The organism is Serratia marcescens subsp. marcescens ATCC 13880, from assembly GCF_017299535.1.
GTDB lineage: Bacteria > Pseudomonadota > Gammaproteobacteria > Enterobacterales > Enterobacteriaceae > Serratia > Serratia marcescens.
In genome coordinates this window covers 1,287,745-1,305,078 of record NZ_CP071238.1, presented here as the reverse complement: position 1 = coordinate 1,305,078, position 17,334 = coordinate 1,287,745, and the positions used below count along the sequence as shown (strand labels likewise).

Here is a 17,334-nt window from a genome sequence, read left to right as displayed (position 1 = left end):
TAACAGCAGATTGTGCTGTTTCATCAGGGGAGCGCAGAGCCTCCTTTTTCGCTATGCTAGCGATCGGAATATAAAGCGACCCGAGTTGAACATGCCTTCTCTGTTATTAGTTGATGACCACCCGGTGGTTCATGTCGCACTGGAAGCGGCGCTAATGAAATCATCCCGCCCCTACCGCCTGCAGGCGGCGCAGGACGACGTCCAGGCGTTGGCTCTGCTGGCCGAGGCCGCTTTCGGCCTGGTGATCCTGGATATCGGCCTGCCGCAGGTCGATGGGCTGCAGCTGTTGAAAAAAATCCGCCGCCGCTACCCGCAACAAAAGATCCTGATCTATACCGCGCAAGAGGCCGATGTCTATGCGCGCATGGCGCATGCCGCCGGCGCCGACGGTTTCGTCAATAAAGGCAGCTCGCTGGCGGAGTTGGTGCTGGCGATCGAGCAGGTGCTGGACGGTGAAGCCAGTTTCCCCGCCGCCGCGCTGGCCGAAGAAGCGCCGACGGCGGACGGCGGGCTGCTCACGCCCAAGGAGCTCGAGGTGCTGGGTTTGCTGAGCCAGGGGTTGTCCAACCTGCAGATCGCCGACCGGCTGCACATCAGCAACAAGACCGTCAGCACGCACAAGAAAAACATTCAGCGCAAAACCGGCGCCGGTAATCTGCTGGAGCTGGTGGCGGTATTTAAAGAGCTGGCGCCATGATGCGCCGCGCCCTGCTGCTGCTGATCCTGTGGTGCGGCCTGGCGCAGGCGGGGGAGCCGGTGCGCTATCAGCTGGTCAGCAATCTGAATACCCCCGAGAACATGCTGATCGTCGGCGAGAAAAACCCCTGGCGCGACCACACGCTGCGCGTCGGCATCATCAGTGAGAACACCAGTCCGTACAACATCATTGTGGATGACGATCTGTATGGGCTGAACGCCGACTACCTCGGCTATATCCAGCAGGTAACCGGCATTCGCTTCGCCATTTACGGCTTCGCCGATCTGACGCAGTTGGAGCAGGCGCTGCACGACGGCAAAATCGATCTGCTGTATGGCATCCCGCAAAGTGAAGCGCTGCACGGATTGGCGATCTCTCAGCCCTATTACGTCAGCAACCTGCGCGTATTGCGCGACCGCAGCAACGATCGGCCGGTGATGCTCAACTCCGCCAATGCCCGCGTCGCGATCGGCGCGCTGACCGACATGCAGTCCGGCGGCGCCCTGCAGGCGGTGGCGTCGCAGATCCAGCGCTACGACAACAACCTGCAGGCGGTCTATTCGCTGCTCAACGGCAGCAGCGACTACTTTATCGCCGACGAGGCCAGCGCCAGCTTTATCATCGACCAGTTGCAGCTCGGCCAGCTCTATCAGATTGAAAGCAACGAGAACCTGGGCAACCTGTCCTTCGTGTTCGCCGCCGCCGACCCGCGGCTGATAGATACGCTGGACACCGCCATCGCCGACGCACCGATGGAGCTGATGAATGCCCTGCAGAGCCGCTGGAGCAAAAAGATCCCCAGCTACCTCGATACCGGCAATGCCGATCTGACGACGATGGAGAAGAATTGGGTGGCGAGCCACCGCGTGGTTTACTACGCCGCCATCGAGAACAATTTCCCGTTCGCCTACCGCGGCTCCGACGGCCAGCCGCGCGGCTACGCCATCGATATTCTCAACATCATCGCGCAAAACACCGGGCTGCGTTTCGCGCCGCTGTGGGCGCGCAACGCCGAGCAGGCCGATCAGCTGGTGCAATCCGGCCAGGCCAGCTTCCGCGCCGCCCTGCCGCTGGCGCGCGGCGTCAAGGCGCGCTACAGCGCCAGCATGCCGATCCACCGTTCGCTGTGGGGCGTTTACGTCGGCCAGTATGCCAACGGCGTCTCGACCTGGGGCGATCTGGCCGGCAAGCGCATCGGCGTGCTGCAGGGCGATTTGGCGCAGGGGCTGGTGCCGGAACAGGAACAGACCGTCAGCTTCGCCGACAGCAAGTCGATGTACGACGCGCTGGCCAACGGCCAGCTGGATGCGCTGGTGGATAACGTCATCTCCGCCAACTTTTTGGCGCTGTCGCGCTATTCCGGCGCCATCAAGCTGGCCTTCGCCGCCAACAACATCCCCTATCCGGTGGCTTTCGGCGTGCGCCGCGATCAGCCGCTGCTGCTGGCGATCCTCGATAAGAACCTGATGCAGATCCCGGCGGATACCCTGCAATCGCTGCGCGACGAGTGGATCGTCGATCGCAGCAACCTGATCGACGCGGTGAACGACAACCGCATGCCGCCGCAGACCACCTGGCTGCTGGCGCTGTTGGCCGCCGCTACCGTGCTGCTGTTGGCGCTGACGCTGCGCCGTTTCATGCTGCAGCGCCGTGAAAAACGCGAACGCGAAGAGCTCGAGCAGGCGCGCCGCCGCGCCGAAGCGGAAAATCGCATGAAGAGCAAATTCCTCGCCACCGTCAGCCATGAACTGCGCACGCCGATGCATGCCATCCTCGGCCTGCTGGAACTGGAGCTCAAACGCCAACCTGCGCCGGAAGGCCTGCCGGTGATTTACAGTTCGGCCTCATCGCTGCTCAACCTGCTCAACGACCTGCAGGATCACGCGCGGCTGGAAACCGGGTCGTTGACGTTAGCGCCAAAACCGGTGGCGCTGCGCCCCTGGGTCGCGCGCATCGACGCCCTTTACCGACCGCTGATCGGCGATCGGCCGTTGACGCTGAGCGTGGTGGCGGATCCGGCGCTGCCGGAGGCGGTGATTATTGATGGTGAGCGTTTACTTCAGGTGGCTAACAACCTGATAAACAACGCGATAAAGTTCACGCCGCGCGGCGCCATTCAGGTCGAAGTCGGCTGGCGCGCGCAGGATGAGCGGCAGGGGGAATTGCATCTGACGGTGAACGACAGCGGCTGCGGCATCGCCGCCGATGAGGTGGGCAAGCTGTTTCAACCGTTTTACCGCGCGCGCGGCGCGCAACGCATCTCGGTGCAAGGAACCGGTTTGGGCCTGTCGATCTGCAAAGAAATCGTCGAACAGATGGGCGGCCGCATCGCGTTGCACTCGCAGCCGGGCGTCGGTACACGCGTCGAGGTCGCGATACCGGTCGAGCTGAGCGGCTCGCCGCCGGCTGTCGCCCCGGCAGAACGTAGCTTTGATCTGCCGTCTTCCGCCATGCGTACCGCGCTGATCGACGATCATCCCACCAATCTGTTGCTGATGGAACGCCAGCTGCGCCACTTCGGATTACAGCCGGCCCGCTTCGAACAAGGCTATGCGCTGCTGAAGACCCAGCGCCGACAGCCGTTCGATCTGCTGTTTATCGACTATAACATGCCGCGCCCGGACGGACTGACGCTGGCCAGGCTGATCCGGCGCGACGAACAGCGGTTGCAGCGCCCGCCTTGCCGCATCGTGCTCTGCTCGGCAGACGTGCAGGAGTTTACCCGCATCCCGCCGGGCCTGGTGGCGATCGACCACTTCCTGACCAAGCCGATTTCACTGGCGGCAATCGGCCAGGTATTGGCTCAGCAACCGCAGGCTCAGGAAGAAAAGTCAGTCCTTACTGACCTACGGCAAACGCTGGCTGAGATGGCGGGCGGCGATCGCGCCATGATGCAGCGGCTGGCGCAGACGCTCAACGACACGCTGCGGCAAGACCGGCAGCGGCTCGCGGATGCCGTCGCCGCGAGCGACTGGCCACGCCTGGAACAGGCGGCGCACCGCATCAAGGGCAGCCTGCTGATGCTGCAGTTGCCGGAAGCCGCGCGGCTGTGCCAGCAACTGGTGGAAACCGCACGTCGGGGCGAACTTGCCGCCGCCGCTTATACTAAATTAAAGGCGTCAGTGGCGCAGATAGAACCGGAGCTGGACGCTCTGCTCGCCGCCGCCCCCACTTTCGCTATGCATAAGGATGAATAATGTCGGACACTCCACACGTACACCTGCCGAAAGACAGTAATAGTAAACGCCTACTGACCGCTTTTTTAGTCACCGCCGTCTTTATGGTGGCCGAAGTGGCCGGCGGCCTGTTGTCCGGCTCGCTGGCGCTGTTGGCCGACGCCGGGCACATGCTGACCGATGCCGCCGCGCTGTTGGTGGCGCTGATGGCGGTGCACTTTTCCCAGCGCAAGCCCAACGCGCGCCACACCTTCGGCTATCTGCGCCTGACCACCCTGGCGGCCTTCCTCAACGCCGCGGCGCTACTGGTGATCGTGGTATTCATCCTGTGGGAGGCGATACGGCGTTTCTTCGAACCACAGCCGGTGATGGGTACTCCGATGCTGATCATCGCCATAGCGGGGCTGCTGGCGAACCTGTTCGCCTTCTGGCTGCTGCATCGCGGCAGCGAAGAGAAAAATATCAACGTGAGGGCGGCCGCGCTGCATGTGCTGGGCGACCTGCTCGGCTCGGTGGGCGCCATCGTCGCCGCCATCGTCATTCTCGCCACCGGCTGGACGCCGATTGACCCGATCCTGTCGGTGCTGGTCTCCTGTCTGGTGCTGCGTAGCGCCTGGCGGCTGCTGAAGGAGAGCTTCCACGAGCTGCTGGAAGGCACGCCGCAGGAGGTCGACATCGCCAAGCTGCAAAAAGACCTGTGCCTGAACATCCCGGAAGTGCGCAATATCCACCACGTACACGTCTGGCAGATCGGCGAACAGAAGCTGATGACGCTGCATGCGCAGGTGATCCCGCCGCATGACCACGATGGGCTGTTGCAACGCATCCAGGCTTATCTGTTGGAACACTACAAGATCGGCCACGTGACCATCCAGATGGAGTACCGGCACTGCGAGACGCCGGACTGCGGTATCAACCGGGCGCCGGAGCCGAGTGAACACTCACATGCCGAAGCGCATTCCCATCTGGGACATCACCACTAAGCCACGAGGGCGCCATCACGGCGCCCTCTGCGTTGTTACGGTGCGGAAGAGAGCGGATTGGAACGGTTGCGCCCGGCGCTCTTGATCCACAGCCAGGAGCCGTTCAGGGCGATCAGCGTCAGAATGACATACTCCAGCGCCATCGCGTACACGCCCTGGTAGGCGAAGATCGCCACGCTGATGACATCGATAACCACCCACAGCAGCCAGTTTTCCACGTACTTGCGCGTCATCAGGATCATCGCCACGATGGAGAGCACCATCATCGCCGAATCCCAGAACGGGAACGCGTCCGGCTGCAGCGTCGGCATCTGCACGTTCAGCCCCAGCCCTTGCATCACCGCCACCGCAATCTGCGTCAGCCAGGCGAACACGCGGTCGATGTTGAAGGTCATCAGGCCGATGCCGATGACGCAAACCGCCGCCCAGGCCAACGCTTTCGGCAGCGGCAGCCAGCGGATCTGCAGCTCGGCCTGGTTATCCTGGGTTTGGCGGCTCCAGGCATACCAACCGTAAATATTGGCGCCGAAGAAAAACAGCTGCAGCAGCAGGCTGGCGTACAGCTGGATCTGGAAGAAAATCACCGCGAACAGCGTGACGTTGATCAGGCCGAACAGGTAGTTGATGATTTTTTCCTGGCTGGCGTACCAGATGCACAGCAACCCGAACAGTGTGCCGATGGCTTCGATCCACGACAGATCGTAACCGCCCGCGCCAAGCGGAATATGCACCAGAATATTGCTGGTACTGAAGAAGCTCATGAGGTCATCCTTTTAAACGGTTAAGCGTTGCCTTTAACCTGCATCTTAAGCTGAGCGGCGAAATCCAGCATGCGGTTCAGCGGCACCAGCGCCTTTTCACGCAGCGCGGCGTCCACGTGGATCTCATGCTGCGCGCCCCCCTGCTCCAGCCCTTCGGCAATCGCCTTCAGGCCATTCATCGCCATCCACGGGCAATGCGCGCAGCTGCGGCAGGTCGCGCCTTCCCCGGCAGTCGGCGCTTCGAACAGCTCCTTGTCCGGACAAGCCTGCTGCATCTTGTAAAAGATACCGCGATCGGTGGCGACGATCAGCTGTTGATGCGGCAATGTTTTCGCCGCCTGAATCAGTTGGCTGGTCGATCCCACCGCATCCGCCAGCTCGACCACCGCCTGAGGCGATTCGGGATGCACCAGGATGGCCGCCTGCGGATAGAGCGCCTTCATGCGCCGCAGCGCCTGGGTCTTAAACTCGTCATGGACAATGCAGGCGCCTTGCCAACACAACACGTCAGCGCCGGTCTGCTTCTGCACGTAGCTGCCGAGATGACGATCCGGCGCCCAGATAATTTTCTCGCCCAGGCTATCCAGATGCTCGATCAGTTCGACGGCGATGCTGGAGGTCACCACCCAGTCAGCGCGCGCTTTGACCGCCGCCGAGGTATTCGCATAGACCACCACGGTGCGATCGGGATGGCTGTCGCAAAACGCATGAAATTCCTCTTCCGGGCAGCCCAGATCCAGCGAACATTCGGCAAACAGCGTCGGCATCAGCACCTGCTTTTCCGGGCTGAGGATCTTGGCGGTTTCCCCCATGAAACGCACGCCGGCCACCAACAGCGTGGAAGCCGGATGCGCGCTGCCGAAGCGCGCCATTTCCAGCGAATCCGCCACGCAGCCGCCGGTTTCTTCCGCCAGCGCCTGGATTTCCGGATCGGTATAATAGTGGGCGACCATCACCGCGTTGCGCTGCTTGAGCAGGGTTTTGATCTTTTCGCGATAAAAGGCTTTTTCGGCTACGTCCAGCGGTACCGGTTTAGGCGGGAAGGGATACACCGCCGCATTGACATCAAACATTTCACTCATCGCTGCAATCTCATGCTAGGCTGGGCGCCTGCCGCTTGAATATTGCCTGCCGCAACGCCCTTAGTTTTATATACTAAACAAAATACCTAAATCAGCGCGAAAAGTCCGCTGATATTTTCAATTTTGCGCACCTATTGTTTAATAGATTAAAAACACAGGCATTGCCCGCGCAGTTCATAGCGGATAACCGCTTGGCGAGAACGTATAGCCGTTCAGAAAAGAGCGGGATGACGATCGGTGTGTTGTTGAAACGAGAAAGCAGCGGATTCAGATTGCGGTGATGCGGATGCGATAAAAGGCGCTTTTTCTGAATGGGTGGGTCGTGCAGGATTGATTCGGCCCGTGGCCTCACCCTGCGGGCAACGCTGCGCGTTGTCGTATCGCTGCGCGATGCTAGAACCTGAACGCAGGATCTCACCCGCACGACTCGGTGACCATGTTAAGCGAGAAGATGAGGTCAGGTTTGGATGTTACAGAAACGAAAAAAGCGCCCAAAGGCGCTTTTTCTGAATTGGTGGGTCGTGCAGGATTCGAACCTGCGACCAATTGATTAAAAGTCAACTGCTCTACCAACTGAGCTAACGACCCGCAGTGTGGTGGGTGATGACGGGCTCGAACCGCCGACCCCCTCCGTGTAAAGGAGATGCTCTACCAACTGAGCTAATCACCCACTGCTGTGGTACTGCTATTTTTCACATCTTGTCCACTCAAAGAATGGTGGATCGTGTAGGATAACTCGCCCTTCGGGCCACCACCGGAGTGATGTTGTCTCGCTTCGCGAGACTCGAACCTTTACGGTTCTCATCCTGACGATTTAACACCTTGCTCTATTAAAGAGTGGTGGGTCGTGCAGGATTCGAACCTGCGACCAATTGATTAAAAGTCAACTGCTCTACCAACTGAGCTAACGACCCACTGATGTGGTTTACTGCTGATGGCGAATAGGTTATTGGAACCGACTCGCGGAAAACAAGGATGGGGATGTTCAGGACAACTCGACGGGTACTCGACTCGGACCTTTACTTTGCCACATCAAACCGATTCTGAAGCTGCCATTCTTAAAGAATGGTGGGTCGTGCAGGATTCGAACCTGCGACCAATTGATTAAAAGTCAACTGCTCTACCAACTGAGCTAACGACCCATAACAGTGGTGGGTGATGACGGGCTCGAACCGCCGACCCCCTCCGTGTAAAGGAGATGCTCTACCAACTGAGCTAATCACCCACTGTTGTGGTTACTGCTACTTCAGAAATTGGTGGGTCGTGCAGGATTCGAACCTGCGACCAATTGATTAAAAGTCAACTGCTCTACCAACTGAGCTAACGACCCAATTTCCCTGCCGCTTTAACATCTTGCAAGATGTCTTGGCAACGGCGGCATATATTACTAATTTATCTTGGCAGCGCAACCTAAATTTTTTACCGATGCGTTCAACTGCTTGTTCTTCACGCGAATGAGCCCAGAAATCGGTCAAATCGACTAACTTCTGGGCTCATTTTTCTAGCCGTTAACCGCCTACGCGACTTTTCGCCTGCTTGGCCGCCGCACTGGTTGGGTATTGTTTAATCACCTGCTGGAACACGGCCTTGGCTTTATCAGCCTGCCCTTTTTCCTGCATGATGATACCCACCTTGTACATGGCGTCCGGCGCCTTCGGTGATTTAGCGTAATTCTTCACCACCACCGCAAAATAGTAGGCCGCATCGTCTTTTTTACCCTTGTTGTAGAACAACTGGCCCAGCCAATAGTTGGCATTGGGCTGGTAAGTGGACTTCGGGTACTGTTTTACGAAGGACTGAAAGGCGGAAATCGCCTGGTCATACTGTTTTTTTTCCAGCGCCAGAGAAACAGCGGCGTTGTAGTCACTGTTCTCATCACCGCCGCTCGGCGTTGCAGAAGCGGCTGCAGGCGCGCTGCTGCCCGCATCGGAAGATGCGCCTGCGGCTGCCCCGCCGGCAGCGCCCGCTGCCGCAGAGGCGCTCTGAGCGCCGCCCTGGCTGAGGCTATCCATCTGTTGATAGATTTGCTTCTGGCGTTCAACGACCTGATTCAACTGATACTGGCTTTCCTGGATTTGTCCACGGAGAGAATCAATGTCGCGTTGATTGTCAGAGAGTTGCTGCTGGAGTTGGTTTAAAAGCTGGCCTTGAGCATTGCTGATGCGCTCAAGCGAGGTGACACGGTCTTCGACCGAGCCGGAGCCGACATTACTGATTGGCGCTTGGGCAGTAGCGGCCCAAGGGGCCGCTACGCCAACCAGTAACGACAGACTCAACAGGTGACGTCTGAAGTTACTGTTCATGCGATTCTCTTAGTAAACCAGAACGGCACGACGGTTTTTAGCATAAGCCGCTTCGTCGTGGCCCAGTACTGCTGGTTTTTCTTTACCGTAAGAAACGATAGAGATCTGGTCAGCGGAAACGCCTTTACCCTGCAGGTACATTTTAACGGCGTTAGCACGACGCTCACCCAGAGCGATGTTGTATTCCGGCGTGCCGCGTTCGTCAGCGTGGCCTTCAACGGTCACTTTGTAAGACGGGTTGTTACGCAGGAATGCAGCGTGCGCGTCCAGCATCTGAGCGAATTCGGAGCTTACGTCATACTTGTCCAGGCCGAAGTAAACGATGTTGTTCTTCTGCAGTTCTTGCATCTGCAGACGAGCTTGTTCTTCGGAAGACAGGTTGCTGCTGCCGTTTTCCATACCAGTGCCGGCGCCAGCGCCCATACCAGATTGGTCGTTGTTCGCGCTTTTGTTAGAACTACAAGCTGCTACAGCCAGAACTGGCAGTGCCAGCAGAAGCCCTTTCAGCACTTTGTTCAGTTGCATTTCTTTGATCCTTTTATAGTTTGCCATACATATTTACACATGCATCACAGATACGGCGACCAGGCAGGGAATTTGACCTGTCCATCAGTTGCCGGAAGACGCGCTTTGAAACGCCCATCAGTTGACACCAACTGCAGCACGGAGCCCATACCTTGCGTGGAGCTATAGATCACCATGGTGCCGTTTGGCGCAATACTAGGCGTTTCATCCAGGAAGGTGCCGGTCAAAACCTGAACGGCGCCCGATCCAAGATCTTGTTTGGCGATGTGTTGTGCACCACTGTTGGTGCTCACCATCACCAGGAATTTACCGTCGGAGCTGACTTCAGAATCCTGGTTCTGAGAGCCTTCCCATGTCAGACGCTGTGCGGCACCGCCGCTGGCGCTGATTTTATAAATCTGCGGACGCCCGCCCTGGTCGGAGGTAAACGCCAGAGACTGGCCATCCGGGAACCAGGTCGGTTCGGTGTTGTTGTTGCGGCCATCGGTCAGCTGCGTGATCTGGCCGGAGCCGAGGTTCATCACGTACAGGTTCAGGCTGCCGCTCTTGGACAGCGCGAAGGCCAGCTTGCTGCCGTCCGGCGAGAACGCCGGCGCACCGTTGTGGCGCGGGAAAGAGGCGATCTGGCGGATAGCGCCGTTAGCCAGGGTCTGCACCACCAGCGCAGAGCGGCCGCTCTCGAAGGTCACATAAGCCAGTTTGCTGCCGTCCGGCGACCAGGCCGGCGACATCAGCGGCTCAGGCGAACGGTGCACCGTGAACTGGTTGTAACCGTCGTAATCCGCTACGCGCAGCTCGTACGGGAATTTCCCGCCGTTGGTCTGCACCACGTAGGCAATACGGGTGCGGAACGCGCCCTTGATGCCGGTCAGCTTCTCGAACACTTCGTCGCTGGCGGTATGGGCAGAATAACGCAACCACTGTTTGGTCACTTTATACTGGTTCTGCGCCAATACGGTGCCCGGCGAACCCGAGGTGTCCACCAACTGGTAGGAGATCAGGTAGCTGCCGTCGGCGCCAGGCTGAACCTGGCCGACAACCACGGCGTCGATGCCCAATGCAGTCCAGGCCGCCGGCGTCACTTCAGACGCGGAGGTCGGTTGCTGCGGCATGCGAGCCACGTCGATCGGGTTGAATTTGCCGCTGTTGCGCAGATCCGCGCCGACAATCTTGCCGATATCTTCCGGCGGCGTGCCTGGGCCCGCCCATTTAAACGGCACCACGCCAATCGGACGAGCGGAGTCGACCCCTTGGGTGATTTCAATGCGAACTTCCGCGTGCAACACGGACGCCCACAGAATTAAAAAACCTAGCGCTACTCGAAATGCCTGCTTCATCTCATCTCCCTTATCCAGGCGGGATGCCTGCGATAAATTAGCAGAATTTTAACAAACCAACTTACGTAAAACTACATAATCCCTGTTGGTTACCTTAGTACATCCCTGTGATCTTACTCAGTCAATCAACCGTTATTGCGGTTTGAATTCAAGGATAGAATTCTTAAAGTGCTGATAAACGGCATCGCTCGGCGGCTTAGGTATGTGCGCCAACTTGGCGGCAGAGACCGCGGCCTGACACAAAGCAGGATCGCCGCCCGCCGCTTGTACGCTTATCAGCAGGCCGTCCGGCGCCAGCTTGATACGCAGGTCGCAGGTTTTGCCGGCGAACGAGCTGGCGTCATAGAACTTGCTCTGAATCGCCCCTTGGATCTGCCCCATATAACCGCTGATATCCGCCCCGCTGGCGCCCGCCGTTTTGGCATTGCCCTGCCCGGCCGGTTTACCGTCGCCCTTCGATTTGGCACCGCCGCCTTTCGGCGCGTTCTTGCCATCCGCCAGGCCGCCAAACAGATCGCTAACTTCCTCCGATTGTTTCGCAGCCTCGGCGGCGGCCTTCTTCTTGGCGTCCGCAGCGGCTTTTTTGGCGGCAGCGGCTTTCTCGGCCGCCGCTTTCTTCTCTGCCTCGGCGGCAGCCTTCTTCTCGGCTTCCGCTGCAGCTTTTTTCTCGGCTTCAGCGGCCGCTTTCTTCTCCGCGGCCTCTGCGGCTTTCTTTTCTGCCGCAGCGGCGGCGGCTTTCTTCGCCTCTTCCGCCTGTTTCTTGGCGGCGGCGGCAGCTGCCGCTTCTTTCTTGGCTTCCGCTTCGGCTTTTTTCTGGGCTTCCGCCTGCGCCTTGGCGACCTTGTCCGCTTCGGCCTTCGCCTTGGCGGCGGCGGCTTCGGCGACCTTCTGTTGCTCTTTGGCCTTGGCTGCGGCGGCTTCCGCCGCTTTTTGCTGCTCGGCGGCCTGTTTCTGCTGCTCCGCCGCCTTCTGCTGTTGCTCAGCCTGCGCTTTGGCGTCCTGCGCGGCTTTCTCCTGCGCCGCCAAACGCTCTTTCTCCAGCTCTTTCAGGCGCTGCTGTTGCTCCGCCTGCTTCTGCTGAAGCTCTTCGGCCTGTTGCTCCGCTTTTTTCTGGCGCTGCTTCTCGGCACGCTGCGCATCGTTGCTCTGCTGCTGCTGGCGGTTGTACTGTTCCACCACGGCACCGGGATCGACCATCACCGCGCCCACCACGGTGCCATCGCCGCCGCCGCCGGCGCCCATGTCGACCTTTTCCTGCAGCGATCCCCAAATCAGCAGGGCAATCAGTATGAAGTGCAGAACGACCGAAACAATAACGGCGCGGTTCAGCTTATCGTTTTGCTCAGTTGCCTTTACCAAAATAGATTCCCAAAAACTGGTGTTGCTTATACGGGGTTCCTGAGCCGCAGCGCAGGAACCGGGTTGCCGTTGGCCTTACGGTCAGATCGGCTGGGTCATCAGCCCCACGGAAGCCACGCCCGCCTGATGGAGAATATTCAATGCCTTGATAATCTCATCGTAAGGGACTTCCTTCGCACCGCCGATCAAAAAGACCGTTTTCGGGTTAGCCGCCAAACGCGACTTGGCTTCGGCCGCGACTTGCTCAGGCGGCAGCAGCTCCATACGGTTGTGATCCACCACCAGGGTGTATTGACCTACGCCGGAAACCTCGAGGATCACCGGCGGATTGTCATCGCTGGACACCGTCTTGGAATCGGTGGCGTCCGGCAGGTCAACCTCCACGCTCTGCGTGATGATTGGCGCGGTTGCCATAAAGATCAGCAGCAGCACCAGCAACACGTCGAGCAGCGGAACGATGTTAATTTCGGACTTCAGCTCGCGCCGACTACGTCCACGTACTCTCGCCATGCTACCTCCTACTTATTTGCTGTCGCTGGAGAAGGCCTGACGATGCAGAATAGCGGTGAACTCTTCCATAAAGTTGTCGTAATTCTGCTCAAGCTTGTTGACGCGCTGGTTGAGACGGTTGTAGGCCATTACCGCCGGGATGGCGGCGAACAGACCGATCGCGGTGGCGATCAGCGCTTCGGCGATACCCGGCGCCACCATCTGCAGCGTGGCTTGCTTCACCGCGCCCAGCGCGATAAAGGCGTGCATGATCCCCCACACGGTGCCGAACAGGCCGATATACGGGCTGATCGAACCGACGGTGCCGAGGAACGGAATATGGGTTTCCAGCGTTTCCAGCTCGCGGTTCATCGAAATGCGCATCGCGCGCGACGCGCCTTCGATCACCGACTCCGGCGCATGGTTGTTGGCGCGGTGCAGGCGGGCGAACTCTTTGAAACCGGAATGGAAGATCTGCTCGGAACCGGTCAGGCTATCGCGACGCGCCTGACTTTCCTGGTACAGACGGGAAAGCTCGATACCGGACCAGAATTTGTCTTCAAAGGCTTCGGCGTCGCGCGTCGCCGCATTGAGGATGCGGGTGCGCTGAATGATGATCGCCCAGGAGGCTACCGAGAAGCATATCAAAATCAACATGATAAGCTTAACCAGCAGGCTCGCCTTCAAGAATAAATCTAGGATGTTCATGTCAGTCACTGCTTAAACTCCGCGACAATAGACTTAGGAAGCGCTCTTGGCTTCATTTGGTGTGGATCAATACAGGCAATCAGGACATCTGCCTGGCTCAGTAGGGCCCCGTCAGAATTGACAATGCGTTGAGCAAACGTGAGAGAAGCCCCGCGCAGAGAGGTGATTTCACTCTGGACCTCCAGTTGCTCGTCGAGACGAGCCGGAGCCAGATAATCCACCGTCATGCGCCGGACGACAAAAGCGACTTGTTCACTGAGCAGCTGCTGTTGATGAAAGTTGTGCTGACGCAGCATCTCTGTGCGCGCTCTTTCAAAAAAGGCGACGTAGCGGGCGTGATAGACCACACCACTGGCATCGGTATCCTCGTAGTAAACGCGAACCGGCCATCGAAACAACGTATTACTCACTCTACTTCCCAGCAATGCAATTTAACGCTGCTACTATACGCAAGACGGATCGGGTTGGGAATGGGTTACAAGATGGGAATGAAAATAATTATGGGCCGTGAGGGCCCATAACGTGGGGACATCGGGGAGATTATAAAGAAACGTAAAGTAATCCTGCGCACAAGATCACAATTGCGGGAAGCGGCGCGAAAAAAGCGCGCCAGACGCTGCGCTGCGGGCGGAATCCGAAACCGTGGATCACCCCGGCGCATACGGCCCAAATCAGCAACAGCCCTTCCCAAATCTCCAGCGAGCTGGTTTTGGCGGCGAAACGCGTCGGATCCCAGAACACGCACCCCGCCAAAATCAACGCCAGCGCCAGGGAAAGGGCCCGAACCGGGCCCTTGTCGGTGACAGCGTACAGCTTGTCAATCACGGACGAGCTCATCACTTACCGTCTTGCTGAGCTTTGGTCGCTTCGCTCTGCTCAAGCGCCAGCGCCGTGATGATGCCGAAGGCGCAGGCAAGAAGCGTTCCGAGAATCCAGGCAAAATACCACATGGTTTAGCTCCTTATCCTTAGTACAGCGAATGCTTGTTGTTTTCGATGTAATTCTTGTCGAGGCGACCGAACATTTTGTAGTACGACCAGCTGGTGTACGCCAAAACGATAGGCACGAAGATCGCCGCCACGACGGTCATCACTTTCAGCGTCAACAGGCTCGAGGTCGCATCCCACATGGTCAGGCTGACGTTAGGCACGGTGCTGGACGGCATCACGAACGGGAACATGGTGACCCCGGCGGTGAGGATGACGCAGGCGATGGTCAGCGACGAGGTGACGAACGCCAGCGCGCCTTTCTCCAGACGCGAGAACAGGATGGTGAACAACGGCAGCACCACGCCCAGCGCAGGCAACGCCCACAGCAGCGGATACTTGTTGAAGTTGATCAGCCATGCGCCGGCCTGATGCGCCACTTCTTTACGCAGCGGGTTGGATTCCGCCATGGTGTCCAGCGCCGAAGTGATCACGTAGCCGTCGATGCCTTTCACCAGCCACACGCCCGCCAGCAGGAAGCATACCGCCATGATCAGCGTCGCGATCTGCGCTGCGGCGCGTGACCGCAGGTGGATCTCGCCGGTGGTGCGCATCTGCAGGTAAGTCGCGCCCTGAGTGACCAGCATGGTCAGACTGACCACGCCTGCCAACAGACCGAACGGATTCAGCAGTTGGAAGAAGTTGCCGGTGTAGAACAGACGCAGGTACTCGTCCACATGGAACGGCACGCCCTGCAGCAGGTTGCCGAACGCCACGCCGAACACCAATGCAGGCACGAAGGAACCGATGAAGATGCCCCAGTCCCACATGTTGCGCCAGCGGGTGCTCTCCAGCTTGGAACGGTAGTCAAAACCGACCGGGCGGAAGAACAAGGCCGCCAGCACCAGGATCATGGCGACGTAGAAGCCCGAGAAGGCCGCTGCGTAGACCATCGGCCAGGCGGCGAACAGCGCGCCGCCGGCGGTGATCAGCCACACCTGGTTACCGTCCCAGTGCGGGGCGATGGAGTTGATCATCACCCGGCGCTCGGTATCGGTTTTACCGATGATGCGCACCAGGATGCCGACGCCCATGTCGAAACCGTCGGTGACGGCGAAGCCGATCAGCAGTACGCCAACCAGCACCCACCAGATAAATCGCAGTACTTCATAGTCAAACATACGTGGACTCCTGTTTAGCGCGCTTCCTGCACGGCGGCAGTCGGTTGTTCAAAGTGGTAGCGGCCGGTTTTCAGGCTGCTTGGACCCAGACGCGCAAACTTGAACATCAGGTACATTTCAGCCACCAGGAACAGGGTGTACAAGCCGCAAATCAGCCCCATCGAGAACAGAATGTCGCCCGCGGTCAGCGAAGAGTTGGCGACTGCGGTCGGCAGCACCTCACCAATCGCCCACGGTTGACGGCCGTATTCCGCCACGAACCAGCCGGCTTCCACCGCGATCCACGGCAGCGGCAGGCCATACAGCGCCGCACGCAACAGCCATTTTTTCTGGCCGATGCGGCCGCGCACCACGCTCAGGAAGGACAGGCCGATAATCAGCAGCATCAGCACGCCACAGGCCACCATGATGCGGAAGGCGAAGTACAGCGGCGCCACGCGTGGAATGGAGTCCTTGGTCGCCAGCTGGATCTGCGCTTCCGTCGCGTCACTGACGTTCGGGGTATAACGCTTCAGCAGCATGCCGTAGCCCAGGTCTTGCTTGGTTTTGTTGAATTCCGCACGCACCGCAGGATCGGTATTGCCGCCGCGCAGCTCTTCCAGCAGCTGGTAGGCTTTCATGCCGTTGCGGATGCGCACTTCATGTTGCGCCAGCAGATCTTTCAGGCCGGTGACCTGCGTGTCGGTGGAACGCGTGGCGATCAGGCCAAGCGCATACGGGATCTGAATAGAGAAGGAGTTTTCCATCTTGTCCTGATCGGGAATGCCGAACAGAGTGAAGGACGCCGGCGCCGGCTGGGTATCCCACTCCGCTTCGATGGCGGCCAGTTTGGTTTTCTGTACGTCGCCCATTTCGTAACCGGATTCGTCACCCAGCACGATCACCGACAGCACCGCAGCCATGCCGAAGCTGGCGGCGATGGCGAAGGAGCGCTTGGCGAAAGCGATGTCGCGGCCCTTCAGCAGATAGTAGGAGCTGATGCCCAGCACGAACATGGCGCCGGTGGTGTAACCTGCAGCCACGGTGTGAACGAATTTCACCTGCGCAACCGGGTTAAGCACCAGCTCGGAGAAGCTGACCATCTCCATGCGCATGGTTTCGAAGTTGAAATCCGACGCGATCGGGTTCTGCATCCAGCCATTGGCGACCAGGATCCACAGCGCGGACAGGTTGGAGCCGAGGGCCACGAACCAGGTTACCGCCATGTGCTGCACCTTGCTCAGACGATCCCAGCCGAAGAAGAACAGGCCGACTAGCGTCGATTCAAGGAAGAACGCCATCAGACCTTCGATAGCCAGTGGGGCCCCGAAGATATCGCCGACGTAATGAGAGAAATACGACCAGTTGGTCCCGAACTGGAACTCCATGGTCAAACCGGTGGCCACACCCAGAGCAAAGTTAATCGCAAATAACTTTCCCCAGAATTTGGTCATGTCTTTATAGATTTGTTTGCCAGACAGGACATATACCGTTTCCATAATTGCCAGCAAGAACGCCATACCGAGCGTTAATGGGACAAATAAGAAATGGTACATCGCCGTTAAAGCAAACTGTAAGCGCGACAGTTCGACAATATCAAACATCTTGACTCCTTGCTCCTCGCAGGAAGACTCCGACACGCGGTTATCGGCATGCTTCTTTCAAAGCCGCCAGTAACGCCCCGCAGTGAATGCCCTTAAACACAACAAATTTGATCCAGCTTCTCCGCTTTCAACCGCACACTCGCCAATAGCCTCTCGGGCCGTCGACAAGCACGCCACTGAAAACCGACAACGGGTAACAAATGCAACAAGATCAACCATCCATA

General features: G+C 58.6%; 16 protein-coding genes, 6 tRNA genes and 2 other RNA genes. 3 read left to right on the top strand and 21 right to left on the bottom strand.

Annotated elements, in window-relative coordinates:
- Nucleotides 1–91: 91 nt before the first annotated feature.
- From J0F90_RS06125 to zitB, 3 genes are read left to right on the top strand one after another with little or no spacing between them, the layout of a single operon-like run.
- Nucleotides 92–697, top strand: coding sequence for a response regulator (locus tag J0F90_RS06125; protein ID WP_028127666.1), 606 nt, complete (start codon nucleotides 92–94; stop codon nucleotides 695–697).
- On the top strand, nucleotides 694–3,894 hold the full coding sequence (locus J0F90_RS06120; RefSeq protein ID WP_033641064.1) for an ATP-binding protein: 3,201 nt from the start codon (nucleotides 694–696) through the stop codon (nucleotides 3,892–3,894). Before J0F90_RS06125 ends, J0F90_RS06120 begins: the two co-directional genes overlap by 4 nt.
- The gene (zitB, locus tag J0F90_RS06115) at nucleotides 3,894–4,856 is read left to right on the top strand and encodes a CDF family zinc transporter ZitB (RefSeq protein ID WP_028127667.1); all 963 of its coding nucleotides are present in this window, start codon (nucleotides 3,894–3,896) and stop codon (nucleotides 4,854–4,856) included. Before J0F90_RS06120 ends, zitB begins: the two co-directional genes overlap by 1 nt.
- A 35-nt stretch (nucleotides 4,857–4,891) precedes the next feature.
- On the opposite strand, the gene pnuC is transcribed toward zitB, so the two are convergent.
- From pnuC to cydA, 21 genes are all read right to left on the bottom strand, one after another.
- Nucleotides 4,892–5,617 carry a nicotinamide riboside transporter PnuC gene (gene pnuC, locus J0F90_RS06110; RefSeq protein WP_033641065.1) on the bottom strand — a complete coding sequence of 242 codons (726 nt, stop codon included), beginning with the start codon at nucleotides 5,615–5,617 and terminating at the stop codon, nucleotides 4,892–4,894.
- A gap of 20 nt (nucleotides 5,618–5,637) precedes the next feature.
- Entirely contained in the window at nucleotides 5,638–6,699 is a 1,062-nt protein-coding gene (nadA, locus tag J0F90_RS06105; protein WP_015376982.1) for a quinolinate synthase NadA, read from the bottom strand.
- 313 nt (nucleotides 6,700–7,012) lie between these two features.
- A non-coding RNA gene (locus tag J0F90_RS06100) (RtT sRNA) lies at nucleotides 7,013–7,137 on the bottom strand.
- A 74-nt stretch (nucleotides 7,138–7,211) separates the two neighbouring features.
- Nucleotides 7,212–7,287, bottom strand: a tRNA-Lys gene (locus tag J0F90_RS06095).
- A 6-nt stretch (nucleotides 7,288–7,293) separates the two neighbouring features.
- Nucleotides 7,294–7,369: transfer RNA gene (locus tag J0F90_RS06090), tRNA-Val, on the bottom strand.
- Nucleotides 7,370–7,414: 45 nt separating this feature from the next.
- A non-coding RNA gene (locus J0F90_RS06085) (RtT sRNA) lies at nucleotides 7,415–7,524 on the bottom strand.
- A 13-nt stretch (nucleotides 7,525–7,537) separates the two neighbouring features.
- Nucleotides 7,538–7,613 (bottom strand) — tRNA-Lys (locus J0F90_RS06080).
- A gap of 152 nt (nucleotides 7,614–7,765) precedes the next feature.
- Nucleotides 7,766–7,841 (bottom strand) — tRNA-Lys (locus J0F90_RS06075).
- Between the two features lie 7 nt (nucleotides 7,842–7,848).
- Nucleotides 7,849–7,924 (bottom strand) — tRNA-Val (locus tag J0F90_RS06070).
- Between the two features lie 29 nt (nucleotides 7,925–7,953).
- A tRNA-Lys gene (locus J0F90_RS06065) sits at nucleotides 7,954–8,029 on the bottom strand.
- Between the two features lie 178 nt (nucleotides 8,030–8,207).
- On the bottom strand, nucleotides 8,208–9,002 hold the full coding sequence (gene cpoB / locus J0F90_RS06060; RefSeq protein ID WP_004939852.1) for a cell division protein CpoB: 795 nt from the start codon (nucleotides 9,000–9,002) through the stop codon (nucleotides 8,208–8,210).
- Nucleotides 9,003–9,011: 9 nt separating this feature from the next.
- A complete protein-coding gene (pal, locus tag J0F90_RS06055; protein ID WP_004939853.1) occupies nucleotides 9,012–9,527 on the bottom strand; it encodes a peptidoglycan-associated lipoprotein Pal in 516 nt (171 codons plus the stop codon).
- Between the two features lie 44 nt (nucleotides 9,528–9,571).
- Entirely contained in the window at nucleotides 9,572–10,864 is a 1,293-nt protein-coding gene (gene tolB / locus J0F90_RS06050) for a Tol-Pal system beta propeller repeat protein TolB (protein ID WP_004939856.1), read from the bottom strand.
- A 132-nt stretch (nucleotides 10,865–10,996) separates the two neighbouring features.
- Nucleotides 10,997–12,223 carry a cell envelope integrity protein TolA gene (gene tolA / locus J0F90_RS06045; protein WP_033641066.1) on the bottom strand — a complete coding sequence of 409 codons (1,227 nt, stop codon included), beginning with the start codon at nucleotides 12,221–12,223 and terminating at the stop codon, nucleotides 10,997–10,999.
- 81 nt (nucleotides 12,224–12,304) lie between these two features.
- Entirely contained in the window at nucleotides 12,305–12,733 is a 429-nt protein-coding gene (gene tolR, locus J0F90_RS06040; RefSeq protein WP_004939859.1) for a colicin uptake protein TolR, read from the bottom strand.
- A 12-nt stretch (nucleotides 12,734–12,745) separates the two neighbouring features.
- Nucleotides 12,746–13,429: a Tol-Pal system protein TolQ gene (gene tolQ / locus J0F90_RS06035; protein WP_004939862.1), complete on the bottom strand. Its 684-nt coding sequence runs from the start codon at nucleotides 13,427–13,429 to the stop codon at nucleotides 12,746–12,748.
- Entirely contained in the window at nucleotides 13,426–13,830 is a 405-nt protein-coding gene (gene ybgC, locus J0F90_RS06030) for a tol-pal system-associated acyl-CoA thioesterase (protein ID WP_004939863.1), read from the bottom strand. Before ybgC ends, tolQ begins: the two co-directional genes overlap by 4 nt.
- Nucleotides 13,831–13,960: 130 nt before the next feature.
- Nucleotides 13,961–14,257 (bottom strand): cyd operon protein YbgE, encoded by a 297-nt coding sequence (gene ybgE, locus J0F90_RS06025; RefSeq protein ID WP_033641067.1) that lies wholly within the window; start codon nucleotides 14,255–14,257, stop codon nucleotides 13,961–13,963.
- Nucleotides 14,257–14,370, bottom strand: a complete 114-nt coding sequence (gene cydX / locus J0F90_RS06020) for a cytochrome bd-I oxidase subunit CydX (RefSeq protein WP_004939868.1) — start codon at nucleotides 14,368–14,370, stop codon at nucleotides 14,257–14,259. Before cydX ends, ybgE begins: the two co-directional genes overlap by 1 nt.
- 17 nt (nucleotides 14,371–14,387) lie before the next feature.
- Nucleotides 14,388–15,527, bottom strand: a complete 1,140-nt coding sequence (cydB, locus tag J0F90_RS06015; RefSeq protein ID WP_016928727.1) for a cytochrome d ubiquinol oxidase subunit II — start codon at nucleotides 15,525–15,527, stop codon at nucleotides 14,388–14,390.
- A 14-nt stretch (nucleotides 15,528–15,541) separates the two neighbouring features.
- Nucleotides 15,542–17,110 carry a cytochrome ubiquinol oxidase subunit I gene (gene cydA / locus J0F90_RS06010; protein WP_033641068.1) on the bottom strand — a complete coding sequence of 523 codons (1,569 nt, stop codon included), beginning with the start codon at nucleotides 17,108–17,110 and terminating at the stop codon, nucleotides 15,542–15,544.
- Nucleotides 17,111–17,334 lie beyond the last annotated feature (224 nt).